The following is a 20,281-nucleotide window of genomic DNA, read 5'->3' on the forward strand; positions in this document are numbered from 1 at the left end:
CTGTATTAAGACAGTGATACAGATGTCCAGAGGCGTCGCGAGATCACCCGGAGCCTTCGGGCGGCCGGGCGGAAAGGAGCCGCCGGCTCAGCACAGGGTCGCGGCCACCTCGAGCACGCGGTCCACCGACGCCTCCTCACCGATGGAGATGCGGATGCCGTCGCCGGCGAAGGGCCGGACGATGAGGTCCTCGTCGGCGAAGACGGCAGCAGCGGCATCCGTCCCGTCGCCGGTGGGGAGCCAGACGAAGTTGCCCTGCGCATCGGGCACGTCCCAACCCTGCGCGCGGAGCCCTGTGACGAGACGGGTGCGGCGCTTGATGAGCACGGCGACCCGTTCGAGCAGTTCGGCCTCGGCGTCGAGGCTGGCGATGCCGGCGCTCTCGGCGGCCGCGGTCACCGAGAGCGGGATGCCGGTGGTGCGCGCGGCGTCGAGGACCTTCTCGTGGCCGATCGCGTAGCCGACGCGGAGCCCCGCCAGCCCGTAGGCCTTCGAGAACGTGCGCAGCACGACGACGTTCGGATGCCGCTCGTAGACGCGTTCGGCGAGACCGTCGACGGCGTCGGGTGCGGTGACGAACTCGGCGTAGGCCTCGTCGAGGATGATGAGCACGTCAGCGGGGATGCGGTCGGCGAAGGCGGCGAACTCGGCGCTGGTGACGATGGGCCCGGTGGGGTTGTTCGGGGTGCACACGATGATCGCGCGGGTGCGTTCGGTCACGGCATCCGCCATCGCGTCGAGATCGTGCCGGGCGTCGGCGGTCAGCGGGACCTGGACGCCGACGGCCCCGGCGACCAGCGGCAGGCTCGGGTACGCCTCGAAGGAGCGCCAGGCGTAGACGACCTCGTCGCCGACGGATGCCGTGGCCAGGATCAGTTGATGCAGGATCGCGACGCTGCCCGAGGCGACGTGCACCTGATCGGGGTCGACGCCGTAGCGCGCGCCGAGACGGGCGCGCAGTCGGCCTGCTGTCGCGTCGGGGTAGCGGTTGATCGGCGTCGTGTCCTGCAGAGCCTCCAGCACCGACGGGAGAGGTGCGAAGGGGTTCTCGTTGCTGGAGAGCTTGAACGCATCGGGCCCGGCCTGCCGTCCCTGCCGATAGGGGGCGAGAGCAGCGATGGCTGGGCGGATGCGGGGCAGGATCGGCTCGGTCACGATGACGAGTCTATGGATTCGGCGATCATCCTGGTGATGAGTGCGATCATGAGCCCCTTCTCCTTCGGGGCGCTCATCGCGACGAGCAGCGTGAGCGCGGCGAGCGCGTTGTTATTGATGGCGTTGTCGCTTGTACCCTCCAGAACGCCGTTGCGACTGAGGAACGTCACGAAGAGCGCTGCGCCGCTGCGTTTGTTGCCGTCCGAGAGCGGATGGTCCTTCACGATGAGATAGAGCAGATTTGCTGCCTTCTCCTCGACCGTCGGATAGAGCTCCTCCCCGGCGAACCCCTGATAGATCGTCCCGATCACACCGGCCAGTGCGTCTCCACGTTCCTGACCGAACAGACGGTCGGATTCGAAGTCATCCCTCACCTGTGCGATGACGTCGCGTGCTTCATCCAGCGTCAACGTCCAGGCGGGCACACGACCGCGAACAGTACCCAGATCTCCCTCGTCGTAGTCGCGCAACAGCCTCAGACCGGGGAGGTAACCAGCGACCACATCAGCGACACCCGAGACGAGTTGGTCCGTCGAACGCGCCATGATCTTCACGATCGTTCCGAGCTCGTCGAGGCGGCGTTCGTCAAGGGCCGCGCCCTCGAGAACGTAACGCCGCAGCACCTCGGAAGCCCAGCGTCGGAAGTGCACGCCTTCGGGGGATTTCACGCGGTATCCGACCGAGAGGATCATGTCGAGGTTGTAGTGCTCGACCTTTCGTTCCACCCGCCGATCGCCCTCGATCCCAACTGTCGCAAATTTTGCGACAGTTGGGATCCCGTTCAGCTCCTCCCTCAAGGCGTTGCCCACGTGCTTGCCGATGGTCTTGACATCACGGCCGAAGAGAGTCGCGAGCTGCTGTCGTGTCAGCCACACCGTTGTTCCGTCCGTGCGCACCTCGAGGCTCGTCACGCCATCGGGGGTCGTGTACAGCTCCACCTGCGTCGTCTGCTCGAGATCCATGGCATCACGCTAACGGCACAGTCGGACATCCGCTGCAGGTTGTGCTCCTCCTCGCCGGTGCCACCCGCTGACATCTCCGCCGCGGCGTGTGACACTGGGAGCACTATGCGCTTCGTCATCAGAGTCGTCGTGAACGCCTTCGCCCTGTGGGTGGTGCGGCTGATCCCCGCCCTGCAGGTGTCGGTGACCCCGTTCGCGCCCGGCGAGACCCTGCAGCTCGTGCTCACCCTGCTGGCGGTGGCCGCGATCTTCGCCCTCGTGAACACGATCATCGGCACGGTGGTGAAGATCATCGCTTTCCCGCTCTACATCCTCACCTTCGGCCTCATCGGGTTCGTCATCAACGGGTTCCTGCTCTGGCTCACCGCGTGGATCACCCAGTCGTTCGGCTGGGGTCTCACCGTCGGCCACTTCTGGTGGGGTGTCCTCGCCGCCCTGCTCATCTCGATCATCAACGGCGTCTTCGGCTTCATCCTGCGGCCGCAGTCGAAGCGCGCGCGGCGCGACTGAGTCCCGGCCCGATCCTCTGCCCCGCGGTTCACTCCGCTGGCAGCCGCACCGGGAACAGCACCCGCAGAGAGAACCAGTTCTCGTCGGAGGCGACCGAGACGACCCCGTCGTACGCGGCCGCGGCCGTCTCGATGTTGCGGAGGCCATACCCGTGCCCGCGGCCGCGCTGCCGGGTCACGATCCGATCCCCGTCGCGCAGGAGCGTGCCGTCGAAGGTGTTCTCGACCCGCACCATCGTGAAGTCGTCCTGGGAGAACACGGCGAAGCGGATCTGCCTGAGCTGATCCGGCGCCAGGGTCGATGCTCCCTCGATGGCGTTGTCGAGCGCGTTCCCGATGAGCGAGGTCAGCTCCAGCGGGCGCATGAACGACAGGAGCCTGCCGTCCGCGACGACGGAGACCTCGATGCCGCGCTCACCCGCCCTGGAGAGCTTCGCCGTCATGATCGCGTCGAGCACGTGGTTGCCGGTGTCGACCACTGCACCGTACCGGCGGATCGAGTCCTCGAGATCGTCGAGCATGCGCGAACGCGCCGAAGCGTCCTGCTCCGACCGGATCGCCTCGAGGTGGTGCTTCATGTCGTGATGCTTGCGGTTGACCTCGTCGATGGCGCGCCGGGTGATCTCGTACTGATCGTGCTGGCTGCGCAGCAGCTGGGCCATCGCCTCGGCGTCGCGCCTGGCGACCGCCTCGTGGTGCACGCGCAGCTGCACGTGCAGGGCGATGCACCCGCAGAGGTCGACCAGCGTGCGGATGTAGAGGATCTCGCTGCCGAACCTGCCGCTGAAGGGCGTATCAACACTCACGAAGCTGAGGTTCGAGATCCCGAAGGTCGCGATCGCGATCGCAACGGAGCCGACCAGCAGCGCACCGCTCGCATCCAGCCGCGCACTCCGGTTGAACTGGTGCCGCTCCATCAGCGCGACCGCTCCGAGCACGACCCCGTAGACGACCAGCGCGCCCAGGGCCTGGACGGCGCCGTCGACCCTTCCCGCGTAGAACCTGTCGAGCTGCCAGTAGACGGATGCTGCGAGCTCGGCGAGGACGAAGGCGCGCGCAGCGATGAACCCCGCCCCGCGCGCCGTGGTGTCGAGCCCGAGATGGACGAAGCCGAACATCGCGGCGGCCGCCACCGACATCCCCGGGATCCACCACGCGATCGGGAGCGTCCCCGCCCAGGTCTGCACCGCGAGCAGCACCACCAGTCCCAGCACCGCGATGCCGATCGTCGGCAGCAGCGAGAACCGGCGCCGGGCGATGAGGAGGTACACCAGGCACGCCCCCCATTCCGCGATGGCCGTGAGGTAGCGGGGTATCTCGGCGAGGACCGGTCCGACGACGTCGTTCACGCCGAGATTCCGCGAGAGCCCACGTGCTCGGCGAGGGCGGCGAGGAACTCCCGCTTGCGCGGGCGGCTGATCGGCAGCAGGCCTCCCCCTCGGATGCGGCAGTCGTTCCCCTCGATGCCCGTGACATGCCGGAGGTTCACCAACAGCCCGCTGTGGCAGCGCAGGAATCCCTTGTCCGCGAGCTCCGACTCCATTGCCTTCACGGTGGTGGCGATGCTGAACACGGTGTCCAGGGTGTGCAGGTCGATGCGGTGGCGCATCGATTCGATGTAGCGGATGTCGTCAACGGCGATCCGGTGGCGGGCGCCGTCGGTGGCGGTGAACAGGATCTCGCGGCGGGTCTGCCTGCGCAGTCTGACGAGGATGCGGTCCATCTCGTGCTCGAACGAGGTGTAAGAGACGGGCTTGAGCAGATAGCTCAGAGCGTCGACCTCGTACCCGCTGACGGCGTAGTGGGGCGATGCCGTGACGAACACGACGATGACCTCCGAATCGACCTCGCGGATCCGCCGCGCCGCCGTCATGCCATCGACCCGCGGCATCTGCACATCGAGGAACAGCACGTCCCAGTCGGGGCGGTACTCCGCCAGCACGTCGGCGCCGTCTCGGAACGCCCCGATGTGAAAACGCTCGCCGCTCGTGCGCTGATAGCGGTCGAGGTGCGAGAGCAGCCGTTCGACCGCTGCGGCGTCATCCTCGACGATCCCGATCCGAATCATTCCCGCACCTCCACGGTCGGTCAGCTGAACCCGACCACCCTGCGCGCCACATGGTAGGCGAAGCTCGTGGCCCGCCGACCGGCCTGCCCGGGAAGGTTGCTCGTCGTCCCGATCAGCGTGCGCCGCATCTGGGAGTAGAGCCAGGGGCTCTCCGCCTTGACCTCGCGCCAGAACTCGTCACGCTGCGCGAGGTGGTCGGGGGTGCCGGCGCGGGCGAGTGTCGCGCTGGTGACGGCGCACACCCCCTCCACGTAGTGCACGAGTGCGCGGTAGAGCTGGACGGGCACGGCGCCTCGCAAGACATCGGCCTGCGAGGGCAGCGCGGCCAGAGCCATCCGGTTCACTTTGAGCTGCTGATCGACCCGCTTGACCATCACCTCGGGCGCCACCGACTGGCCCTCACGGCCGATGTAGTACCGGTAGAGCGGGACGGGCAGATAGCGCATGCGCCGCACGTGCACGAGCGGCGTGACGACGAAGAGGTTGTCGACGTAGAACGTGTGCTCTGGCAGGCGCAGCCCGCTGTCGCGCACCACGCTCGTGCGGAAGACGATCGCGTGCATCATAAGCACCTGCCGACGGGCGAAGCGCTGGGTCTGCTCCCATCCGAACACGCGCCCTGAAGGGAACACGGTGTCGAATCGCGCGACCTTCGGCGACTTCCCCACGCGTTCGTGAACGAAGTCCGTGAAGACCGCGTCGACGTCGGCGGAGTCTGCGAGCACGTCGATCAGCATCCGCAACGACGGCGCGTCCAGCCAGTCATCGGCATCCAGCACCTTGACGAACTCGCCGCGCGCCGCAGCGAGACCGGCGTTGATCGCACCGCCGTGACCGCGATTGTCCTGGTGGATCACCCGCACCGTCTCGGGATGCTGTGCCGCCCAGGCGTCGGCGATCTGGGCCGTTCGGTCGGCCGAGCCATCGTCGACGATGACGATCTCGATTCGATTCGTTCCGGCGATCGCCCCCATCGCACGGTTCAGGTAGGCCTCGGCGTTGTAGGCGGGGATGATGATCGTGAGCAGCGGCACACCATAGAGCATGCCGGAAGATGGGGTCATTTCTCTCCTTTCTGCTCCACGATCTCACCCGTGACCGGCACCTGGCGGAAGATGACCTTGAAGATCGGGTAGAACACCCAGAAGGAGATCGCCGAGTTGATGATCATCGTGATGACGTCGGCGACGACTGAACCTGTCGCGCCCCAGCCGGCGGTGTCCATGAAGAAGGCGTAGATCGGCGCCTTGTAGAACCCCTGTGCGGCCGCGGCGATGAAGGTGATCGCCACGTAGGCGATGGCGTACCAGAACGCCGCGACCCAGATCGAGGTGTTCGATTTGAAGGTGATGTTGCGCTGCAGGAAGAAGTTGATGATCTGGGCGATGAGGAGGGTGATCTGCACGGCGAGGAAGTAGGCGAGTCCGCCGCCGCCTGAGGGCAGCGGTCCCGCCGCGTAGTCGAACATGAAGTACTGGCTGCCGTCGACGTTGGAGCCCACCGGCAGGACCTGGAAGCTCACGTCGGTCATCGCCGTGAACGAGGTGAACGCCCAGCGGAAGATCGGCATGAGCACCAGCTGCAGCACGGTGACGCCGTTGGAGAGCACGAAGAACAGCAGGAACCTCGACAGCTCGGGCCGTCGCTCCTGGAACCGGGTCCACCAGTGCGTGATCGCGGTGAACATCATGCACTCCTTCCGGCGGCGGCGTCGAACGCCTTCTTCGTCGCCCTCTCCTCGCGGCGTCCGGCGATATACGCGCCGACGACGCGGCCCAGACCGCGGACGCTCTGGCCGTTCACCAGGGTGAGGACGGCAGCGGTGAGCCGGCTCGTCGCGAGCCCCCCGCTCATCTTGGAGATCACCCGGAACGGTCCGTTCAGCAGGAACAGGATGTTCAGGTCGGGGGTGCCCGCCGCCTCGGCCTTGCGGCGACGGGAGTCCAGGAGGCGGAACACGGTGCGTGCCATGGCGCTGCGCGCGCAGGCCATCCGGTCCATGGGATCGTTGACGCCCAGCGGCCCCGTCCCCCACGAGGAGTCGGGGATCGGCCGCCGCAGCACCGCGGCGAAGGCGGCATCGTCCAGGGTGCGCAAGTCTGTGCGAGCGGCGCGAGGAACAGCGGATGCTGTGAGCGTCACGCCGGTCCGTGTCACCGTCGCGCGCAGCGGAAGATCGTGCAGGTGGCCGCCGACGGCGATCTCGTACTCGCCGGCCTCCACCTGCCAGAAGTCGCTCCCGACATCGAAGAAGCGGAACGTCCGCTCATCGAACGGGATGCTCACACGGCGGGACGCACCAGGCTCGAGCCGCACCTTCGCGTAGCCCTTGAGCTCGCGCACTGGTCGCCGCACGCCGCTGTCGCCCCTGCGGCCGACGTAAAGCTGGACGACGTCGCTTCCGGCGCGTTCCCCGGTGTTGGCGACCGTGACCTGTGCACCGCTGTCGTCCACGACGAGGTCGCGGTACTCGAAGCGGGTGTAGCTGAGCCCGTAGCCGAAGGGGAAGGCGACGGGGACTCCGGCGGTCTCGTAGTACCGGTAGCCGATGAACGGTCCTTCGCGATACTCCGCCGTACGCGCGCGGCTCGGGAAGGCCCCGGCGGTCGGAGTGTCGGCCAGGGCGACCGGCATCGTCTCCGCGAGGCGCCCTGCCGGATCGGCGGCGCCGGTGAGGACGTCTGCGATCGCCTCGGCGCCGGCCTGTCCGCCGAGGTAGGCGTGCAGGAGGGCTGCGGCATCCGCTGCCCACGGCGTCTCGACGGCGCCGCCGGCGCTGAGCACGACCACCGTCTTCGCGTTGACGCGGCGGATCGCGGCCAGCAGACGCACCTGCTCGTCGGGGAGCGCGAGCGTCGAGCGATCGAGCCCCTCGGACTCGGCGATCTCCGGGAGCCCGAGGGCGAGCACGACGACGTCGGCGCGCGCTGCGAGGGCGACAGCCTCGTCGATCAGCGCGGGATCGGGCCTGCCGTCTCGCCGGAAGCCCTGCGCCACGCCCGCGAGGGCCACCGTCGTCGAGGCCGCCAGCGTCTCGGCGAGCGTCGGCACGCGCGTCGCGTTGACCAGGGAGGAGCCGGCGCCCTGGTAGCGAGGGGCCGTCGCGAAGGCGCCGACGAGCGCGATCGACGTCCCCTCCGGGAACGGAAGGATGCCGTCCTCGTTGCGCAGCAGCACCGCCGACTCCGCCGCCGCCCGGCGCGCCAGCGCGTGATGGGCGTCGAGGTCGACGCTCGCGCGCCCATGGGCCGTGACGTGACGGACCAGGTCGATCAGCTCCGCCACCCTGGCGTCGAGGTCCGCGACCGGCAGGGAGCCGGACTCGACGGCCTCGACGATGGCCCGTGCCGAGTCGAAGCCGGGCGAGGGCATCTCGAGGGTTCCGCCTGCACGCACCGCCGCGACGGGGTCGTTGCCGCCGCCCCAGTCGGAGACCACGGCGCCGTCGAAGCCCCACTCCTCGCGGAGGACCTCGGTGAGCAGGTGCGGGTTCTCGTGCGCGTACACGCCGTTGACGAGGTTGTAGGACGACATGATCGCCCAGGGAGAGGCCTCGCGGACGACGATCTCGAACGCCGTGAGGTAGATCTCGCGCAGGGTGCGCTCATCGACCACGCTGTCGCTGACCATGCGTCGCAGCTCCTGGCTGTTGACGGCGAAGTGCTTGGGCGTCGCCGCCACCCCCGCCGACTGGATGCCGCGGATGTACGCGGCGGCGAGCCGCCCCGACAGTTCAGGGTCCTCGGAGAAGTACTCGAAGTTGCGGCCGCCGAGCGGGCTGCGCTTGATGTTCAGCCCGGGGCCGAGGAGCACCCCGACCCCCTGGGCCGAGGCCTCAGCGCCCAGCGCGGCACCGATCTGCTCGGCCAGCTCGTCGTCCCAGCTCCCCGCCAGCGTTGCAGCGGTGGGGAAGCAGGTCGCAGGCTCCGAGCCGTTGATGCCGAGATGATCTGCCGACCCGACCTGCTTGCGCACGCCGTGCGGGCCGTCCGCGAGCCAGACGGCGGGCAGGCCGATGCGCTCGATCGCGCGGGTCTGCCAGGTGTCGGCGCCGCTGAGCAGCGCCGCCTTCTCCAGCAGCGTCAGCTCGCCGACGAGGGTTGCGGTGTCTTTCACGTTCTTGTCTCTCCAACGCTGTTGCGTCATCGCCTGCGGCAGGGGGATGCCGGCTCGCCGAGTCTCAGCATCCCCCTGCCCTGCCGTTTCACGCCGCCTGCGGTCGGTCCTGACGCTGACGGATCAGCCGGCGGGTGACGAAGAAGACGATCGCAAGCAACGCGATGCCCAGCACGACGTCGAGGACGACGAGCCCCCACATCCACGGCGGCGTCACGGACACGAGCTCGCCGCCCGCTGACAGCCCGTTCATGGCGTTGCTGTTCACGATCGCGTACGCGATGTTGTGAGCGGCGTTCACGATGCCGGTCTGCACCGTCGGTGTGACCTCATCGTCGGGCAGCTTCCACCGTTCAGCGTCGGTGTTGAGCCACAGGTCGGTCCCGGCGGCAAGCCCTTCGCGAAGGTCCTCGTAGGCGAACACATCGAAGGAGGCCTGGTCGGTCTCGACGACGCCGTTGAATCCCCACTCGCCGCGGAGGGTGTCGGTGATGAGCCCGGCATGCCCACCCGTCCAGCGCGGACCGATCCGGTTCATCGAGACCATCACTCCTCGCGCATCCGCCTCGCGCACGGTGATCTCGAAGGGCTCGAGGTACAGCTCGCGAATCGACTGCTCGTTCGCGAGCATCGATCCGCCGATGCGGTTGACCTCCTGGTCGTTGAGCGCGAAGTGCTTGACGAAGACGATCACGCCCTTGTTCTGCGCACCCGCGACCATCGCCGCACCGATCCGCCCTGACAGGAGCGACGACTCCGACGGGTACTCGAAGTTGCGGCCGCTGTAGGGAGTGCGGTGGATGTTGATCGACGGTGCGTACCACCCCGCGTATCCGAGCGAGAGGCTGTCCTCGCCGATCGCATCGCCCATGCGCTCGGCTAGTTCATCGTTCCACGACGATGCGAGCACGATCGCGGGAGGGTAGGCCATACCGTTCTCGCCACCCGTGAGGGTTGCCGAGAAACCGGCAGGACCGTCCTTCAGCGTGGTGCCTGGCAGCTGGATCGACTCGACGGCGCGCGTCGCGTAGCCTCCGATGCGAACCAGCTCTTCGAGCTCACTCAGGCTCGCCTGGCCCAGCAGCGCGTCCCAGGCCGGGCTGTCGTAGTCTTCGCCGATGAGCATGGCGGCGTTGAGCTCGCCGTAGGTCTCATCGACCGTGTCGAAGACCGGGGCTTCGGCATCCTCGTCCTCGACGTTCAGGATGTCGAGAGCGTCGACGAACTCCTGCGGCGCCGTCCAGCTGCCGTCCGCGTATGTCGTCGGCCACGTCCCCTCCCAGTCCGAGCGGCTCAGGTAGGCGAACCCGGAGTCCCAGGTGCTGAGGTCGACGTCGTCGAAGGCGTTCACGATCGGGGTGCCCGTCGCGGCGGACGTCGCGTACGTCGTCGTGTCGAGAGCGTCGATCGTGAACCCGTGCACGAAGGCGGCATCTCCGTCGGCGTCCATCCCGTCCGCCGTCGTGAATCCCTTGGCGGCGAGAACGTTGTTCACCGCGGAGTGCGCGTCGTCTGCGGCGGTCAGGTAGTAGTCGCCCGCGTCGACGATGTAGGTTCCCGCGCCGTGAGCGTCGTACGCCCGCAGCGACTCCTTCGGCACCTCGATGGAGACCGTCTCGGTGGCGCCGGGCTCCAGCTCCGGCGTCTTCGCATATCCGACGAGCGCGACGGCGGCCTTCTCGATGCCGTTCTCACGGTCGTAGTCGGTGTACGGCGACTGCAGGTACACCTGGACGATGTCCTTGCCTGCACGCTCCCCCGTGTTCTCGACCGTGACGTCGACGACGTAGGCGTCATCGCCCTCGGAGACCGAGTAGCCGCTCCACTCGAACGAGGTGTAGGAGGATCCGAATCCGAACGGGTACTGGATCGCGCTCTCGTAGTCGAAGTCGCCCGCGCCGGAGGTTCCGAGCACCACATCCTCGTACCGCGTCTCGTAGTACGCGTACCCGACGTAGATCCCCTCGGCGTACGCGAGGTAGCCGTTGCCCATGAAGACGTCGCTGTTGGCGATCGAGTAGCTGCCGAAGTTCGCCATCGCAGGCGCGCTCAGGGAGTCGGATGCGTAGGTGTCGACGAGGGCGCCTGACGGATTCACCGCACCGCTGAGCACTTCGCCCACGGCGATCGCCCCGCGCTCGCCGAGAGAGCCGACCCACAGCGCTGCGTCGACCTGGAGCTCGGCGAGGAACCCGAGCTCGAGCGGGTTGGACGTGTTCAGCACGACGATGACATCGTCGAAGTTCTCGGAGGCCAGCGCGATCATGTCGCGCTCATCGGCAGAGAGCTGGAGGTAGGTCGACCCGTCGGCGGCCGGCGTGGACGAGAGATCCGCCGTCTCCCCGCCGGAGCGGCCGATCACGACGACAGCCGCGTCGCTGTAGTCAGCGAAGCTGGAGATGACATCGTCCGTGTACACGCTGCGCGGCACCTCGTTCACGGCGTACTCGCCCTTCCCGTAGACATCGGGAGTGGTCTTGCGGTACTCGGAACCAGCGCCGGTCTCGTAGAAGTCCCAGAGCGTCGGGTTGACGGTGAAGCCGGCCTGCTCCAGGCCCTCGCCGAGCGTGACCGCCTTGCTGGCATCGACCGATCCGGCCCCGCCGCCGCCGTACACCGGGTCGACAGCGTCCTGGCCGAACACGGTGATGCGGGCGCTGTCGGCGAGAGGGAGGCTCCCCGAGTTCTGCAGGAGCGTGATCCCCTCGCGAGAGATGTCGGTCGACACCGTCTCGAGGTATTCCTGGCGCTCCTCATCGTCGGAGAAGCTGCTGGAGAAGTGCTCTGTCTCCTCGCCCTCTGCCGACTCGACCTGTTGCGTCGGCTGTCCGAGATAGACGGAGATGAGGTCGAAGTACCTGTTGGCGAAGTAGTTGCCGACGATGAGGACGACCGCCAGAAGTGCAGCGATGATGTAGACGATCACCGCTGTCACAGTCGACAGACGCCGCTTCGCGCCCGCCTTCGGCGACGGGGATGCCGCGCGCGAACTGCTCATGTTGCTCCTTTGCTGAGAGGCAGGCCGGGGCCGATCGCCACCCGCCGCCATTCAGCCTGACCGACGCGGCGTCGCGAATGCGGCCGCGTTCGACAGTCTGTCGATTCGGGCGCACAACCTGTCAGGATCGCGCGCAGTCAGGATCGCGCGCGCACCTCGGCTCCGGCCCGTGCAGCCGCCCCTCATCCTGTGCGCTCGGCGTGGTACTCGGTGCGCTCGATCTCCACCGCCTTATCCAGCCCCGCCCAGAGCTCGTCGAGCGCCTCCACCCGCGGATCGCCCGAGTCCTCGGCCAGCTGCGCCGTCTCGATGTAGCTGTCGAGGAAGTGCGACTTCACCCACAGGTCCTGCAGTCCGAGGGCCGGATCGCCCTCGCGCGTGACCGTGAAGCTGTCCGGCGACCCGCTGCCGCCGGCCGACCCGCCGCCGGAGAGGCTGTTCACGACGTCGTCGGTGTGCCGCAGCTGCACGAGCAGCTGATCGTCGCGCAGCGACGGCTCGACGGGACTGCCAGCGGTGATCTGCACCTTCACGTCGTACACGCTCTCCAGCGAGAGGTAGGCGGCGATCATGCCGGCCTGGGAGTGGCCGACGACATCGACCTCGTCGCCCGGCCGCGCACCCGCCGCCGCCAGCGCGTCCAGCGTCGCCTGATAGGAGGCGGACATGCGCCCGGTGTACAGCTCGATGTTCGACTGCATGTCCCACGGCTCGGGGCCTCCGGCGCCTGGCGCCTGCGTGCCCTGCACGTAGGCGACGAACCGGTGCTCGCCGTCGGGCATCGTGTATCTCTCGACCGCGATCTGGGCACCGTCCGTCACCGGGATCCGCTCGAGCGCGACCGCGATGCTGTCCGGTGACGACAGCGGCCGCGAGGTCTTCACCGGGCAGATCTGCACCTCGTGGTGCACGCGGGTGAAACCGCCCGGCCAGACCGTGCGGAACGGCAGGTTCGTGCCGGTGAAGCGCGCCAGTCCGAACAGCATGCTCACGAGTTCTGGCACGAACTGGCCGTCGAGACCCTCGAACCGCCGCTGCTCCCAGCCCGCGACGAGCATCGTCGACATGTCGACGATGCGCGGATCGGACGCGACGAGCGCGTCCATGCGCCGTTGCATCGCCTCGGCGGCCGCCCGGTCGCGCAGCGCCAGGGCGTCGGCGGCGACCCTGAGCTCGGTGTACTCGTACACGTCGGCCATGAGCCGCGTGCCGCGCACGGCCTCTTCGCACAGGTCCTGCATGCGGGCGGCGGCATCGGCGCTCGCCCAGAGCGCCACCGTGTCGACCTGCGCGCTGAGCCCAGGCACCTCGACGATGTGTCTGTGCGCGTTGCGCGCCGCAGACGCCGCCGCCGCGAACTCGTCGCCGAGGCCGACCATCCGGGCGGCCACGTCGCGCAGCTCCTCCGGGTCGACGACGATCGCCCCGCCGTGGGAGATGTCGATCTCGCCGCTCATAGCGCCCCCCGATCGAGCTCCCAGGCCCGGCTGCTGAGCCGGCTCGCCTCCAGCCCCGCCTCGGTCTGCAGCTGCACCAGCCTGCTGTTGAGCATGCGTACGCCGTCAGCGGCCCACTGGGTGTCTGCGGTGAGGCCGATCAGTCGTGCCCCCGCCGCGTTCATGGCGGCGATGGCGTCGTCGACGGCCGCGCACGCCTGCAACCACCGCCACGCGTCCTGCGATGTCCCGGTCCCTGCGATCGTGAATGAGTACATGCCGACAGCATCCGCCTTTCCCGCAGCTCCCGCTCGCCCGAAGCCGCAGGATCCGCGGGTTATGTGCAAACCCCGCGATCAACCCGGGCTGTGCAGGAAGAGAGCCGACGGGCAGAATGGGTGGGTGACGTCTCCGGATCCCTTCCGCGTGCTCTTCGTCTGCACGGGGAACATCTGCCGCTCGCCGATGGCGGAGGTGGTCTTCCGCGATCTCGCGGTGCGGCAGGGGCTCGGCGCGCGCATCGTCTCGCGCAGCGCCGGCACCGGGGACTGGCATCTGGGCGAGCGCGCCGACGAGCGCACCCTCGACGCCCTCGCCCGCCGAGGCTACGACGGCTCGCAGCACCGTGCGAAGCAGTTCACCTTCGGCTCCTTCGCCGAGAACGACCTCATCGTCGCACTCGATCGCACCCATGAGCGCAACCTCCGCGAGTGGGCCCGCAATGACGACGAGGAGGGCAAGGTCACGCTGCTGCTCTCGTTCGACCCGCTCGCGCAGACACTGGACGTCCCCGACCCCTACTACGCCGGCACGGAGATGTTCGATGCCGTGCTCGGTATGATCGAGACGGCGACCCGCGGCCTGTTCCGTCAGCTGGAACCTGCCCTCCGCGCCCCTCGCACGCCCCGCCCCTAGGGGCCCGATCAGGAGGACTCCCCTGACTTCCCACCCCTCGCTCCCGCCGCAGCCCCTGAGCCCGCTCGACGGCCGCTACCGCGCCGCTGTCACCGGTCTCGCCAACTACCTCTCCGAGGCGGGCCTGAACCGCGCCCGCGTCGAGGTCGAGGTGGAGTGGCTCATCGCCCTCACCGACCGCTCGCTGTTCGAGACGGCGCCGCTGACGGATGCCGACAAGGAGAGCCTGCGCGCCCTCTACCGCGACTTCGGCCAGGCGGAGATCGATTGGCTCGCCGAGAAGGAGGCCGTCACGCAGCACGACGTGAAGGCGATCGAGTACCTCGTGCGCGACCGCCTGTCGACGCTGGGCCTGGACCGCATCGCCGAGCTCACGCACTTCGCCTGCACGAGCGAGGACATCAACTCCGCCTCCTACGCGCTCACCGTGAAGCGCGCCGTCGACGAGGTCTGGCTGCCGGCCCTGGACGCAGTGATCGCGAAGCTGCGCGAGCTGGCTGTCGAGCACGCCGACGCCGCGATGCTCTCACGCACCCACGGGCAGCCGGCGACCCCGTCGACCATGGGCAAGGAGCTCGCGGTCTTCGCGTGGCGCCTCGAGCGCGTGCGCAGTCAGATCGCGGCATCCGACTACCTCGCGAAGTTCTCCGGCGCGACGGGCACCTGGTCGGCCCACCTCGCCGCCGAGCCGTCGGTGGACTGGCCGGCGCTGACCCGCGCCTACATCGAAGGCCTCGGGCTGGGGTTCAACCCCCTCACCACGCAGATCGAGTCGCACGACTGGCAGGTCGAGCTGTACGACCGGGTGCGTCACGCCGGCGGCATCCTGCACAACCTCGCCACCGACATCTGGACCTACATCTCGCTCGGCTACTTCGCGCAGATCCCCGTGGCCGGTGCCACCGGGTCCTCGACGATGCCGCACAAGATCAACCCGATCCGCTTCGAGAACGCCGAGGCGAACCTCGAGATCGCCGGAGCCCTGCTGAACTCGCTGTCGCAGACGCTGGTGACCTCGCGGATGCAGCGCGACCTCACCGACTCGACGACGCAGCGCAACATCGGCGTCGCCTTCGGGCACTCGCTGCTGGCGCTGGACAACCTGCGCCGCGGCCTGAACGCGATCTCGCTGTCGCGCGACGTGCTGCTCGCCGACCTCGACGTGAACTGGGAAGTGCTCGCCGAGGCGATCCAGACCGTCATCCGCGCCGAGGTCACCGCCGGGCGCTCGACGATCCAGGACCCGTACGCGCTGCTCAAGGAGCTCACCCGCGGCCACCGTGTCGGCGCAGAGGACCTCGCGGCGTTCGTCGAGGGGCTCGAGATCGGGGATGCCGCGAAGCAGCGCCTGCTCGCTCTCACCCCCGCGACCTACACCGGCATCGCCGAGCAGCTCGCGCGCTGACGCCTACGGCGCCCGCGGAACGTCGGGGGCCTCGGGGGCGTCGCCCTCCGCGGGCTCGGGGGCGTAGAGCACCGGACGGTCGACGGTCTTGGTGATCGTGGTCGGGTCGACGGCGAGGATGAGCATCGACAGCAGCAGCAGCGTCACGATGAACGCGCCGCCGCCGACGACGAGGCCGAGGGCGATCGGGGTGAGCCCCTCGTACGAGCCGTTGGCGATCGCCAGGTTCACGCGAGTCGTGAAAGCACCCGTCGACACGAAGGTCACCACGCTCGCGAAGACGCCGCAGGCCAGGGCGATGCCCAGCAGGTGCAGGGGGCGCAGGATGTCGCGCCTGGTCGGCTTCTCGTCGCTCATCGCTCTCCTGGCCGGGCGTGCCCGGTCGCCGGCAGGTCCTGCGCTGACCCGGCGGCAACGGCATCCGCCGTCTTCGGGGTGAGCCCGGCGATGCCGAGGAAGACGGCGACGATGGCGGCGTAGCCGCCGAAGAAGCCGACGCCGAGGATGATGCCGGTCAGCTCGAACGCGCCGGCCCCCTTGATCGCGTACGCCTGCGAGAATCCGGCCGGGATAGCCAGCAGCGCGGCGCCCAGCAGGATGCCGAGCGCGCCGACCGTGATCGCGTCGCGCGCCGTCGGGGAGCCGGTACCGCGCGCGCGCAGCCCGGCGATGAGCTCGACGACGCCGGTGCCCAGTGCCCACGCGACGACCACGACGAAGTAGAGGTCATCGGTGCGCCAGGCGGGCACGCCCGCGGCCATTCCGGTGACGAAGCCGACGGCGGCGAGCAGCACGTACGGCCAGCGGGAGCGGGCAGGCAGCACGAGCCAGGCCGACAGGGCGAGCACGAGCGCGGTGGTCAGGGCGAAACCGCTGAACACCGCGAGACCCACGCCGGAGGAGTGATCGGTCGAGAAGGTGATCATGATCGCGGCAACGGCGGCGAACAGCGCGCGCACGATCTGAACGTGGCGCACGGTGAACGCGCGGGCGGGAGCAGACATGATTCTCCAGTCTACGCGCGGGCCCGCCGACCTGAGGACGTTCGTGGGGCCTGGGCTGATCTCCCCAGATCGACCGCCAGGCCCCACGAGTCACGCAGTTGAGGGGGCATCACTGCGTCAGACCGGCGTCCGGGCGCCGATCAAGCGACCCGCAGCGCTCACCGCCATTCCCTGCGGTCCCGTGCGTGGTCGTATGCTTAAGGATAGAGCGAGTTCTTTCACATACCTCGGAGGGCAGTGTGACGGTCTCCGAACGGGCACACCGGTCGGCGCGCACCGATCCGGTCGCGACGACTCTGCGCGAGGGCATCGATGCTCGCGGCGTCACGCTCTCCTGGTTGCACACGCAGCTCTCGCAACGCGGCACCCCCGTGTCGATGGCGACTCTCAGCTACTGGCGCTCCGGTGCGCGGCGCCCCGAGGGCACCCAGTCGATGACGGCACTGGCCGTCATCGAGGAGGTGCTGCGCCTCGATGCGGGCAGTCTCACCGGCGCCGTCGTCGGCACGAACCGCACCGGGCCGCTCGGCCCGATCCGGTTCCCCCTCGAGACCGATGAGCTCGAACGCAAAGTGGCCGAGACGTTCAGGGCGCTCGGTGCCGCCTACCCCGGCACGACCCGCGAGATCACGACGCACTCGGTCACCGACGTCGGGCCCGACGGCGCTGTCGTGCGCTGTGTCGGCCGCAGCGTCCTGCAGTCGACGACGGGCACGACGACGGCGATCCCCTTCCTGCACATCACCCCCGGCGAGGCGGCAGCGGCTCCGGTGCTGTCAGCCGTATCGGGCGGGCGCATCGCAATGCGGTATTCGCACCCGGACGGCGAGGTGCACGGCGCGCTGTTCGAACTGGAGCAGCCGCTGGAAGCCCCCGCCACCACCGTCATCGAATCGATGGCCGAACAGGCAGGGAATGCCCCGCCAACGATGGAAACCGGCCACGCCGTCGGACGCCCGTGCCGGGAGCTGCTGCTGTGGACGAGGTTCCACCCCGACGCCCTCCCCGATTGGATCGAGGAGAAGGTGGACACGCCGCAGGGCGTCCAGTTCACGCCGTTGCACCTCAACGGGAGCTCGGCCGTGCACCGCCTGCACCACAACTTCGGACCCGGCGCGGTGCAGATCAGCTGGGGCTACGGCGAACGCCCCGCTCAGCCGGACTGATCCCCCGTCGCCACCGGACGCCCAGGGGTGTTCGACCACTGGCTCCAAGAGCCGGGGAACACCTTGACGTCCAGACCGACCTCCGCCGCGATCAGGGCCGTGTGCGCCGCGGTCACGCCGGATCCGCAGTAGGCGGCGGCAGCCACCCCCGGCACGACCCCGGTGTCGGCGAACGCGGCGCGCACGGTGTCGTGATCGAGGATGCGCCCGGCGTCGTCGAGATGCCGCACGGTGGGCAGGTTCCGCGCGCCGGGGATGTGACCGGCCACCGGGTCGAGCGGCTCGGTCTCGCCGCGGTAGCGCTCGGGCGCGCGCACGTCCAGCAGCACCCCGGATGCCGGCAGCGCCGCCGCCTCGTCGATCGAGATCGCGTCAGCGCCGATCTCGGCGAATACGACGTCTCCTGGTGCGGGGGCGGCGTCTGCGGTCACGACGTCGAAACCGGCTGCGATCCACGAGCGGATGCCGCCGTCGAGCACCTTCACGTCGACGCCGGCCTGACGCAGCAGCCACCAGGCACGGGCCGCCGGGACGCCCTTCGCGTCGTCGTAGACGACGACGGCGTCGCCCTGCCGCACGCCCCAGCGACGGGCCGCCTGCTGCAGGGCGAGCGTCGACGGGAGCGGATGCCGGCCATCGGCGGGGGCGCCGTGGGCGGAGAGCTCGAGGTCGAGGGGCACGTAGACGGCTCCCGGCACGTGGCCCGCGAGATACGCGTCCCTGCCGTCCGGCTGCTCGAGCCGCCAGCGCACATCGAGGACGCGCACCGGCGCGCCCTCGTCGAGCAGGGTCTTCAGGGCGTCGGCGCTCACGAACTGGCTCATGGCTCCGAGGCTAGCGCCCGGTATCCTCGAGCGTGCCCACTCGCCTGCATCTTCTGCGCTTTCGCCCCCAGGAGATGGCGCTCATCGCGATCACCGCGGTCTGGGGCAGCTCGTTCCTGCTCGTGCACTGGGCGATGCGGCATGCAGGACCGTGGTTCTTCGTCGGCATCCGCTTCCTGATCGCCGGGGTCATCGCCGCCATCGTCTTCCGCCGGGCGCTGCGCGGCATGCGGTGGAGCGACATCGGCGCCGGCGCGGCCATCGGCGTCATGATCTGCGGCGGGTACGGGCTGCAGACGATGGGCATGCAGACGATCGATTCGAGCACGTCGGCGTTCATCACCGCGATGTACGTGCCGCTGGTCCCCATCGCGCAGTGGGCAGTGCTGCGCAGACGACCCCCCGCGATGGCGTTCGTCGGCGCCGGCCTCGCCTGCGCGGGGCTGCTGCTCATCGCCGGGCCTGACGCGGTGTTCTCCCTCGCGCTCGGCCCCGGTGAGACGGCGACGCTGATCGGCACGCTCCCCATGGTCGGCGAGATCATCCTCATCAGCGTGTTCGCAGCGCGCGGCGTCGATCTCGGGCGCGTCACCGTCGTCCAGCTGCTCGTCGCAGGGCTGCTCGGCATCCTCACCATGCCCGTCGTCGGCGAGAGCGTGCCCGCGTTCCACTGGGCGTGGGCGGGCGCGGCGGTCGGGCTGGGCACGGCGAGCTGGCTCATCCAGTTGACGATGAACTGGGCGCAGAAGTCGGTCTCGCCGACACGCGCGACGATCATCTACGCCGGGGAGCCGGTGTGGGCGGGGGTCGTCGGCCGCATCGCCGGAGAGCGTCTGCCGGTGCTCGCGCTGGCCGGCGGCGGGCTCGTCGTGCTCGGCATGCTCGCCAGCGAGCTGCGGCTCGTCCGCACCCGACCGGGGGAATAGCGCCGCCCGCGCGGCGTTGCATCCGTCATGATCGAAACCCCGACCATCACCCCGGCCGTCGTCGCCCCCGCCACCGAGCGGACGCGCGTGCGCGTGCCGATGCGGTTCGCCGACGGGTACTCCGCCGTCGCAGACGTCGCCACCTTCCACGCCCTCGCCGACGGCCGCGAGCACCTGCTGCTCGGCCTCGGCGACTGGCGCGGAGCGCTGGAGCGCGCGGCGGCCGGCGGCGAGGCACCGCTCGTGCGACCGCACAGCGAATGCCTCACCGGCGACGTGTTCGGCTCGCAGCGCTGCGACTGCGGCCCGCAGCTGCGCGAGGCGGTCGAGCGCATCGCCGACGAAGGCGGGTTCCTGCTGTACCTGCGCCAGGAGGGCCGCGGCATCGGGCTGTACGCGAAACTCGACGCCTATGCGCTGCAGGATGCGGGCCTGGACACCTACGAGGCCAACCTCGCCCTCGGCCACGACGAGGACGAGCGCGACTACACGGCCGCGGCGCAGATGCTCCGCGCGGCGGGTGCCGACAGCATCCGCCTGCTCAGCAACAACCCCGACAAGGCGACGCAGCTCGCCGATCTCGGCATCAGGGTGACCGAGCGGGTCCCCACCGGCGTGCACCTGTCCGAGGCGAACACGCGCTATCTGCACACCAAGCGCGACCGCACCGCGCACACGCTCGATCTGACGGCCTGAATCAGGGCGCTCCCGCCGGGAGACCCGGTGGTGGCGGCGTCAGGCGGTGCGGGCCGTGCTCGGGGCGGTGCGGGCCGTGCTCTGGCGCGCGAGGCCCGCGC

Annotated in this window: 19 protein-coding genes; 6 read left to right on the forward strand and 13 right to left on the reverse strand. The window is 69.2% G+C overall.

All coding sequences use genetic code 11. The features are described 5' to 3' along the window. Positions 1–87: 87 nt before the first annotated feature. Together QM568_RS01670 and rhuM are read right to left on the reverse strand one after the other, a co-directional pair. On the reverse strand, positions 88–1,158 hold the full coding sequence (locus QM568_RS01670; protein ID WP_415135194.1) for a histidinol-phosphate transaminase: 1,071 nt from the start codon (positions 1,156–1,158) through the stop codon (positions 88–90). Further along, complete coding sequence (gene rhuM / locus QM568_RS01675) at positions 1,152–2,117, reverse strand: RhuM family protein (protein WP_415135158.1); 966 nt, start codon at positions 2,115–2,117, stop codon at positions 1,152–1,154. The genes QM568_RS01670 and rhuM overlap by 7 nt, the downstream gene beginning before the upstream one ends. Before the next feature lie 105 nt (positions 2,118–2,222). Between rhuM and QM568_RS01680 the strand changes: the two genes are divergently transcribed. Further along, positions 2,223–2,627: a phage holin family protein gene (locus QM568_RS01680; protein ID WP_415135160.1), complete on the forward strand. Its 405-nt coding sequence runs from the start codon at positions 2,223–2,225 to the stop codon at positions 2,625–2,627. Positions 2,628–2,655: 28 nt separating this feature from the next. Here the strand turns inward: QM568_RS01680 and QM568_RS01685 are convergent, their stop codons facing one another. From QM568_RS01685 to QM568_RS01720, 8 genes are all read right to left on the reverse strand, one after another. Then, complete coding sequence (locus QM568_RS01685; RefSeq protein WP_415135162.1) at positions 2,656–3,975, reverse strand: ATP-binding protein; 1,320 nt, start codon at positions 3,973–3,975, stop codon at positions 2,656–2,658. After that, the gene (locus QM568_RS01690) at positions 3,972–4,694 is read right to left on the reverse strand and encodes a LytR/AlgR family response regulator transcription factor (RefSeq protein WP_415135164.1); all 723 of its coding nucleotides are present in this window, start codon (positions 4,692–4,694) and stop codon (positions 3,972–3,974) included. Before QM568_RS01690 ends, QM568_RS01685 begins: the two co-directional genes overlap by 4 nt. A 20-nt stretch (positions 4,695–4,714) precedes the next feature. Further along, on the reverse strand, positions 4,715–5,758 hold the full coding sequence (locus QM568_RS01695) for a glycosyltransferase family 2 protein (protein ID WP_415135166.1): 1,044 nt from the start codon (positions 5,756–5,758) through the stop codon (positions 4,715–4,717). Then, the gene (locus QM568_RS01700; RefSeq protein WP_415135168.1) at positions 5,755–6,381 is read right to left on the reverse strand and encodes a hypothetical protein; all 627 of its coding nucleotides are present in this window, start codon (positions 6,379–6,381) and stop codon (positions 5,755–5,757) included. Before QM568_RS01700 ends, QM568_RS01695 begins: the two co-directional genes overlap by 4 nt. Further along, a complete protein-coding gene (locus QM568_RS01705; RefSeq protein WP_415135170.1) occupies positions 6,381–8,810 on the reverse strand; it encodes a glycoside hydrolase family 3 C-terminal domain-containing protein in 2,430 nt (809 codons plus the stop codon). The genes QM568_RS01700 and QM568_RS01705 overlap by 1 nt, the downstream gene beginning before the upstream one ends. Before the next feature lie 88 nt (positions 8,811–8,898). Next, a complete protein-coding gene (locus QM568_RS01710) occupies positions 8,899–11,808 on the reverse strand; it encodes a glycoside hydrolase family 3 C-terminal domain-containing protein (protein WP_415135172.1) in 2,910 nt (969 codons plus the stop codon). Between the two features lie 182 nt (positions 11,809–11,990). Continuing rightward, a complete protein-coding gene (locus QM568_RS01715) occupies positions 11,991–13,265 on the reverse strand; it encodes a hypothetical protein (protein ID WP_415135174.1) in 1,275 nt (424 codons plus the stop codon). Beyond that, a complete protein-coding gene (locus tag QM568_RS01720; RefSeq protein ID WP_415135176.1) occupies positions 13,262–13,522 on the reverse strand; it encodes a hypothetical protein in 261 nt (86 codons plus the stop codon). The genes QM568_RS01715 and QM568_RS01720 overlap by 4 nt, the downstream gene beginning before the upstream one ends. A gap of 187 nt (positions 13,523–13,709) precedes the next feature. Between QM568_RS01720 and QM568_RS01725 the strand changes: the two genes are divergently transcribed. Together QM568_RS01725 and purB are read left to right on the forward strand one after the other, a co-directional pair. Next, complete coding sequence (locus QM568_RS01725; protein ID WP_415135196.1) at positions 13,710–14,159, forward strand: low molecular weight protein-tyrosine-phosphatase; 450 nt, start codon at positions 13,710–13,712, stop codon at positions 14,157–14,159. 22 nt (positions 14,160–14,181) lie between these two features. Next, positions 14,182–15,564: an adenylosuccinate lyase gene (gene purB / locus QM568_RS01730; RefSeq protein ID WP_415135198.1), complete on the forward strand. Its 1,383-nt coding sequence runs from the start codon at positions 14,182–14,184 to the stop codon at positions 15,562–15,564. A gap of 3 nt (positions 15,565–15,567) precedes the next feature. Here purB and QM568_RS01735 read toward each other — a convergent pair whose 3' ends face one another. Both QM568_RS01735 and QM568_RS01740 read right to left on the reverse strand, forming a co-directional pair. Continuing rightward, positions 15,568–15,921 (reverse strand): hypothetical protein, encoded by a 354-nt coding sequence (locus QM568_RS01735; RefSeq protein ID WP_415135178.1) that lies wholly within the window; start codon positions 15,919–15,921, stop codon positions 15,568–15,570. Beyond that, positions 15,918–16,568, reverse strand: coding sequence for an acyl-CoA synthetase (locus QM568_RS01740; RefSeq protein WP_415135180.1), 651 nt, complete (start codon positions 16,566–16,568; stop codon positions 15,918–15,920). The genes QM568_RS01735 and QM568_RS01740 overlap by 4 nt, the downstream gene beginning before the upstream one ends. A 239-nt stretch (positions 16,569–16,807) precedes the next feature. Here QM568_RS01740 and QM568_RS01745 point away from each other — a divergent pair, with 239 nt between their 5' ends. Next, positions 16,808–17,734 (forward strand): hypothetical protein, encoded by a 927-nt coding sequence (locus QM568_RS01745; RefSeq protein WP_415135182.1) that lies wholly within the window; start codon positions 16,808–16,810, stop codon positions 17,732–17,734. On the opposite strand, the gene QM568_RS01750 is transcribed toward QM568_RS01745, so the two are convergent. Next, positions 17,722–18,558 carry a sulfurtransferase gene (locus QM568_RS01750; RefSeq protein ID WP_415135184.1) on the reverse strand — a complete coding sequence of 279 codons (837 nt, stop codon included), beginning with the start codon at positions 18,556–18,558 and terminating at the stop codon, positions 17,722–17,724. The two genes, QM568_RS01745 and QM568_RS01750, sit on opposite strands and share 13 nt — an antisense overlap. A 32-nt stretch (positions 18,559–18,590) precedes the next feature. On the opposite strand from QM568_RS01750, the gene QM568_RS01755 reads away from it, so the two are divergent. Both QM568_RS01755 and QM568_RS01760 read left to right on the forward strand, forming a co-directional pair. After that, entirely contained in the window at positions 18,591–19,484 is an 894-nt protein-coding gene (locus QM568_RS01755; RefSeq protein WP_415135186.1) for a DMT family transporter, read from the forward strand. 27 nt (positions 19,485–19,511) lie between these two features. After that, positions 19,512–20,180, forward strand: coding sequence for a GTP cyclohydrolase II (locus tag QM568_RS01760; protein WP_415135188.1), 669 nt, complete (start codon positions 19,512–19,514; stop codon positions 20,178–20,180). Positions 20,181–20,281: the final 101 nt, after the last annotated feature.

It is taken from the genome of Microbacterium sp. (assembly GCF_047607465.1).
Classification (GTDB): Bacteria; Actinomycetota; Actinomycetes; order Actinomycetales; family Microbacteriaceae; genus Microbacterium.

Coding starts and splice junctions, on each gene's coding strand:
- QM568_RS01735 (WP_415135178.1), bottom strand. CDS start 15,921: ATGAGCGACGAGAAGCCGACCAGGCGCGACATCCTGCGCCCCCTGCAC.
- QM568_RS01740 (WP_415135180.1), bottom strand. CDS start 16,568: ATGTCTGCTCCCGCCCGCGCGTTCACCGTGCGCCACGTTCAGATCGTG.
- QM568_RS01725 (WP_415135196.1), top strand. CDS start 13,710: ATGGCGGAGGTGGTCTTCCGCGATCTCGCGGTGCGGCAGGGGCTCGGC.
- QM568_RS01690 (WP_415135164.1), bottom strand. CDS start 4,694: ATGATTCGGATCGGGATCGTCGAGGATGACGCCGCAGCGGTCGAACGG.
- QM568_RS01720 (WP_415135176.1), bottom strand. CDS start 13,522: ATGTACTCATTCACGATCGCAGGGACCGGGACATCGCAGGACGCGTGG.
- rhuM (WP_415135158.1), bottom strand. CDS start 2,117: ATGGATCTCGAGCAGACGACGCAGGTGGAGCTGTACACGACCCCCGAT.
- QM568_RS01715 (WP_415135174.1), bottom strand. CDS start 13,265: ATGAGCGGCGAGATCGACATCTCCCACGGCGGGGCGATCGTCGTCGAC.
- QM568_RS01750 (WP_415135184.1), bottom strand. CDS start 18,558: ATGAGCCAGTTCGTGAGCGCCGACGCCCTGAAGACCCTGCTCGACGAG.
- QM568_RS01695 (WP_415135166.1), bottom strand. CDS start 5,758: ATGACCCCATCTTCCGGCATGCTCTATGGTGTGCCGCTGCTCACGATC.
- QM568_RS01680 (WP_415135160.1), top strand. CDS start 2,223: ATGCGCTTCGTCATCAGAGTCGTCGTGAACGCCTTCGCCCTGTGGGTG.
- QM568_RS01760 (WP_415135188.1), top strand. CDS start 19,512: ATGATCGAAACCCCGACCATCACCCCGGCCGTCGTCGCCCCCGCCACC.
- QM568_RS01700 (WP_415135168.1), bottom strand. CDS start 6,381: ATGTTCACCGCGATCACGCACTGGTGGACCCGGTTCCAGGAGCGACGG.
- QM568_RS01710 (WP_415135172.1), bottom strand. CDS start 11,808: ATGAGCAGTTCGCGCGCGGCATCCCCGTCGCCGAAGGCGGGCGCGAAG.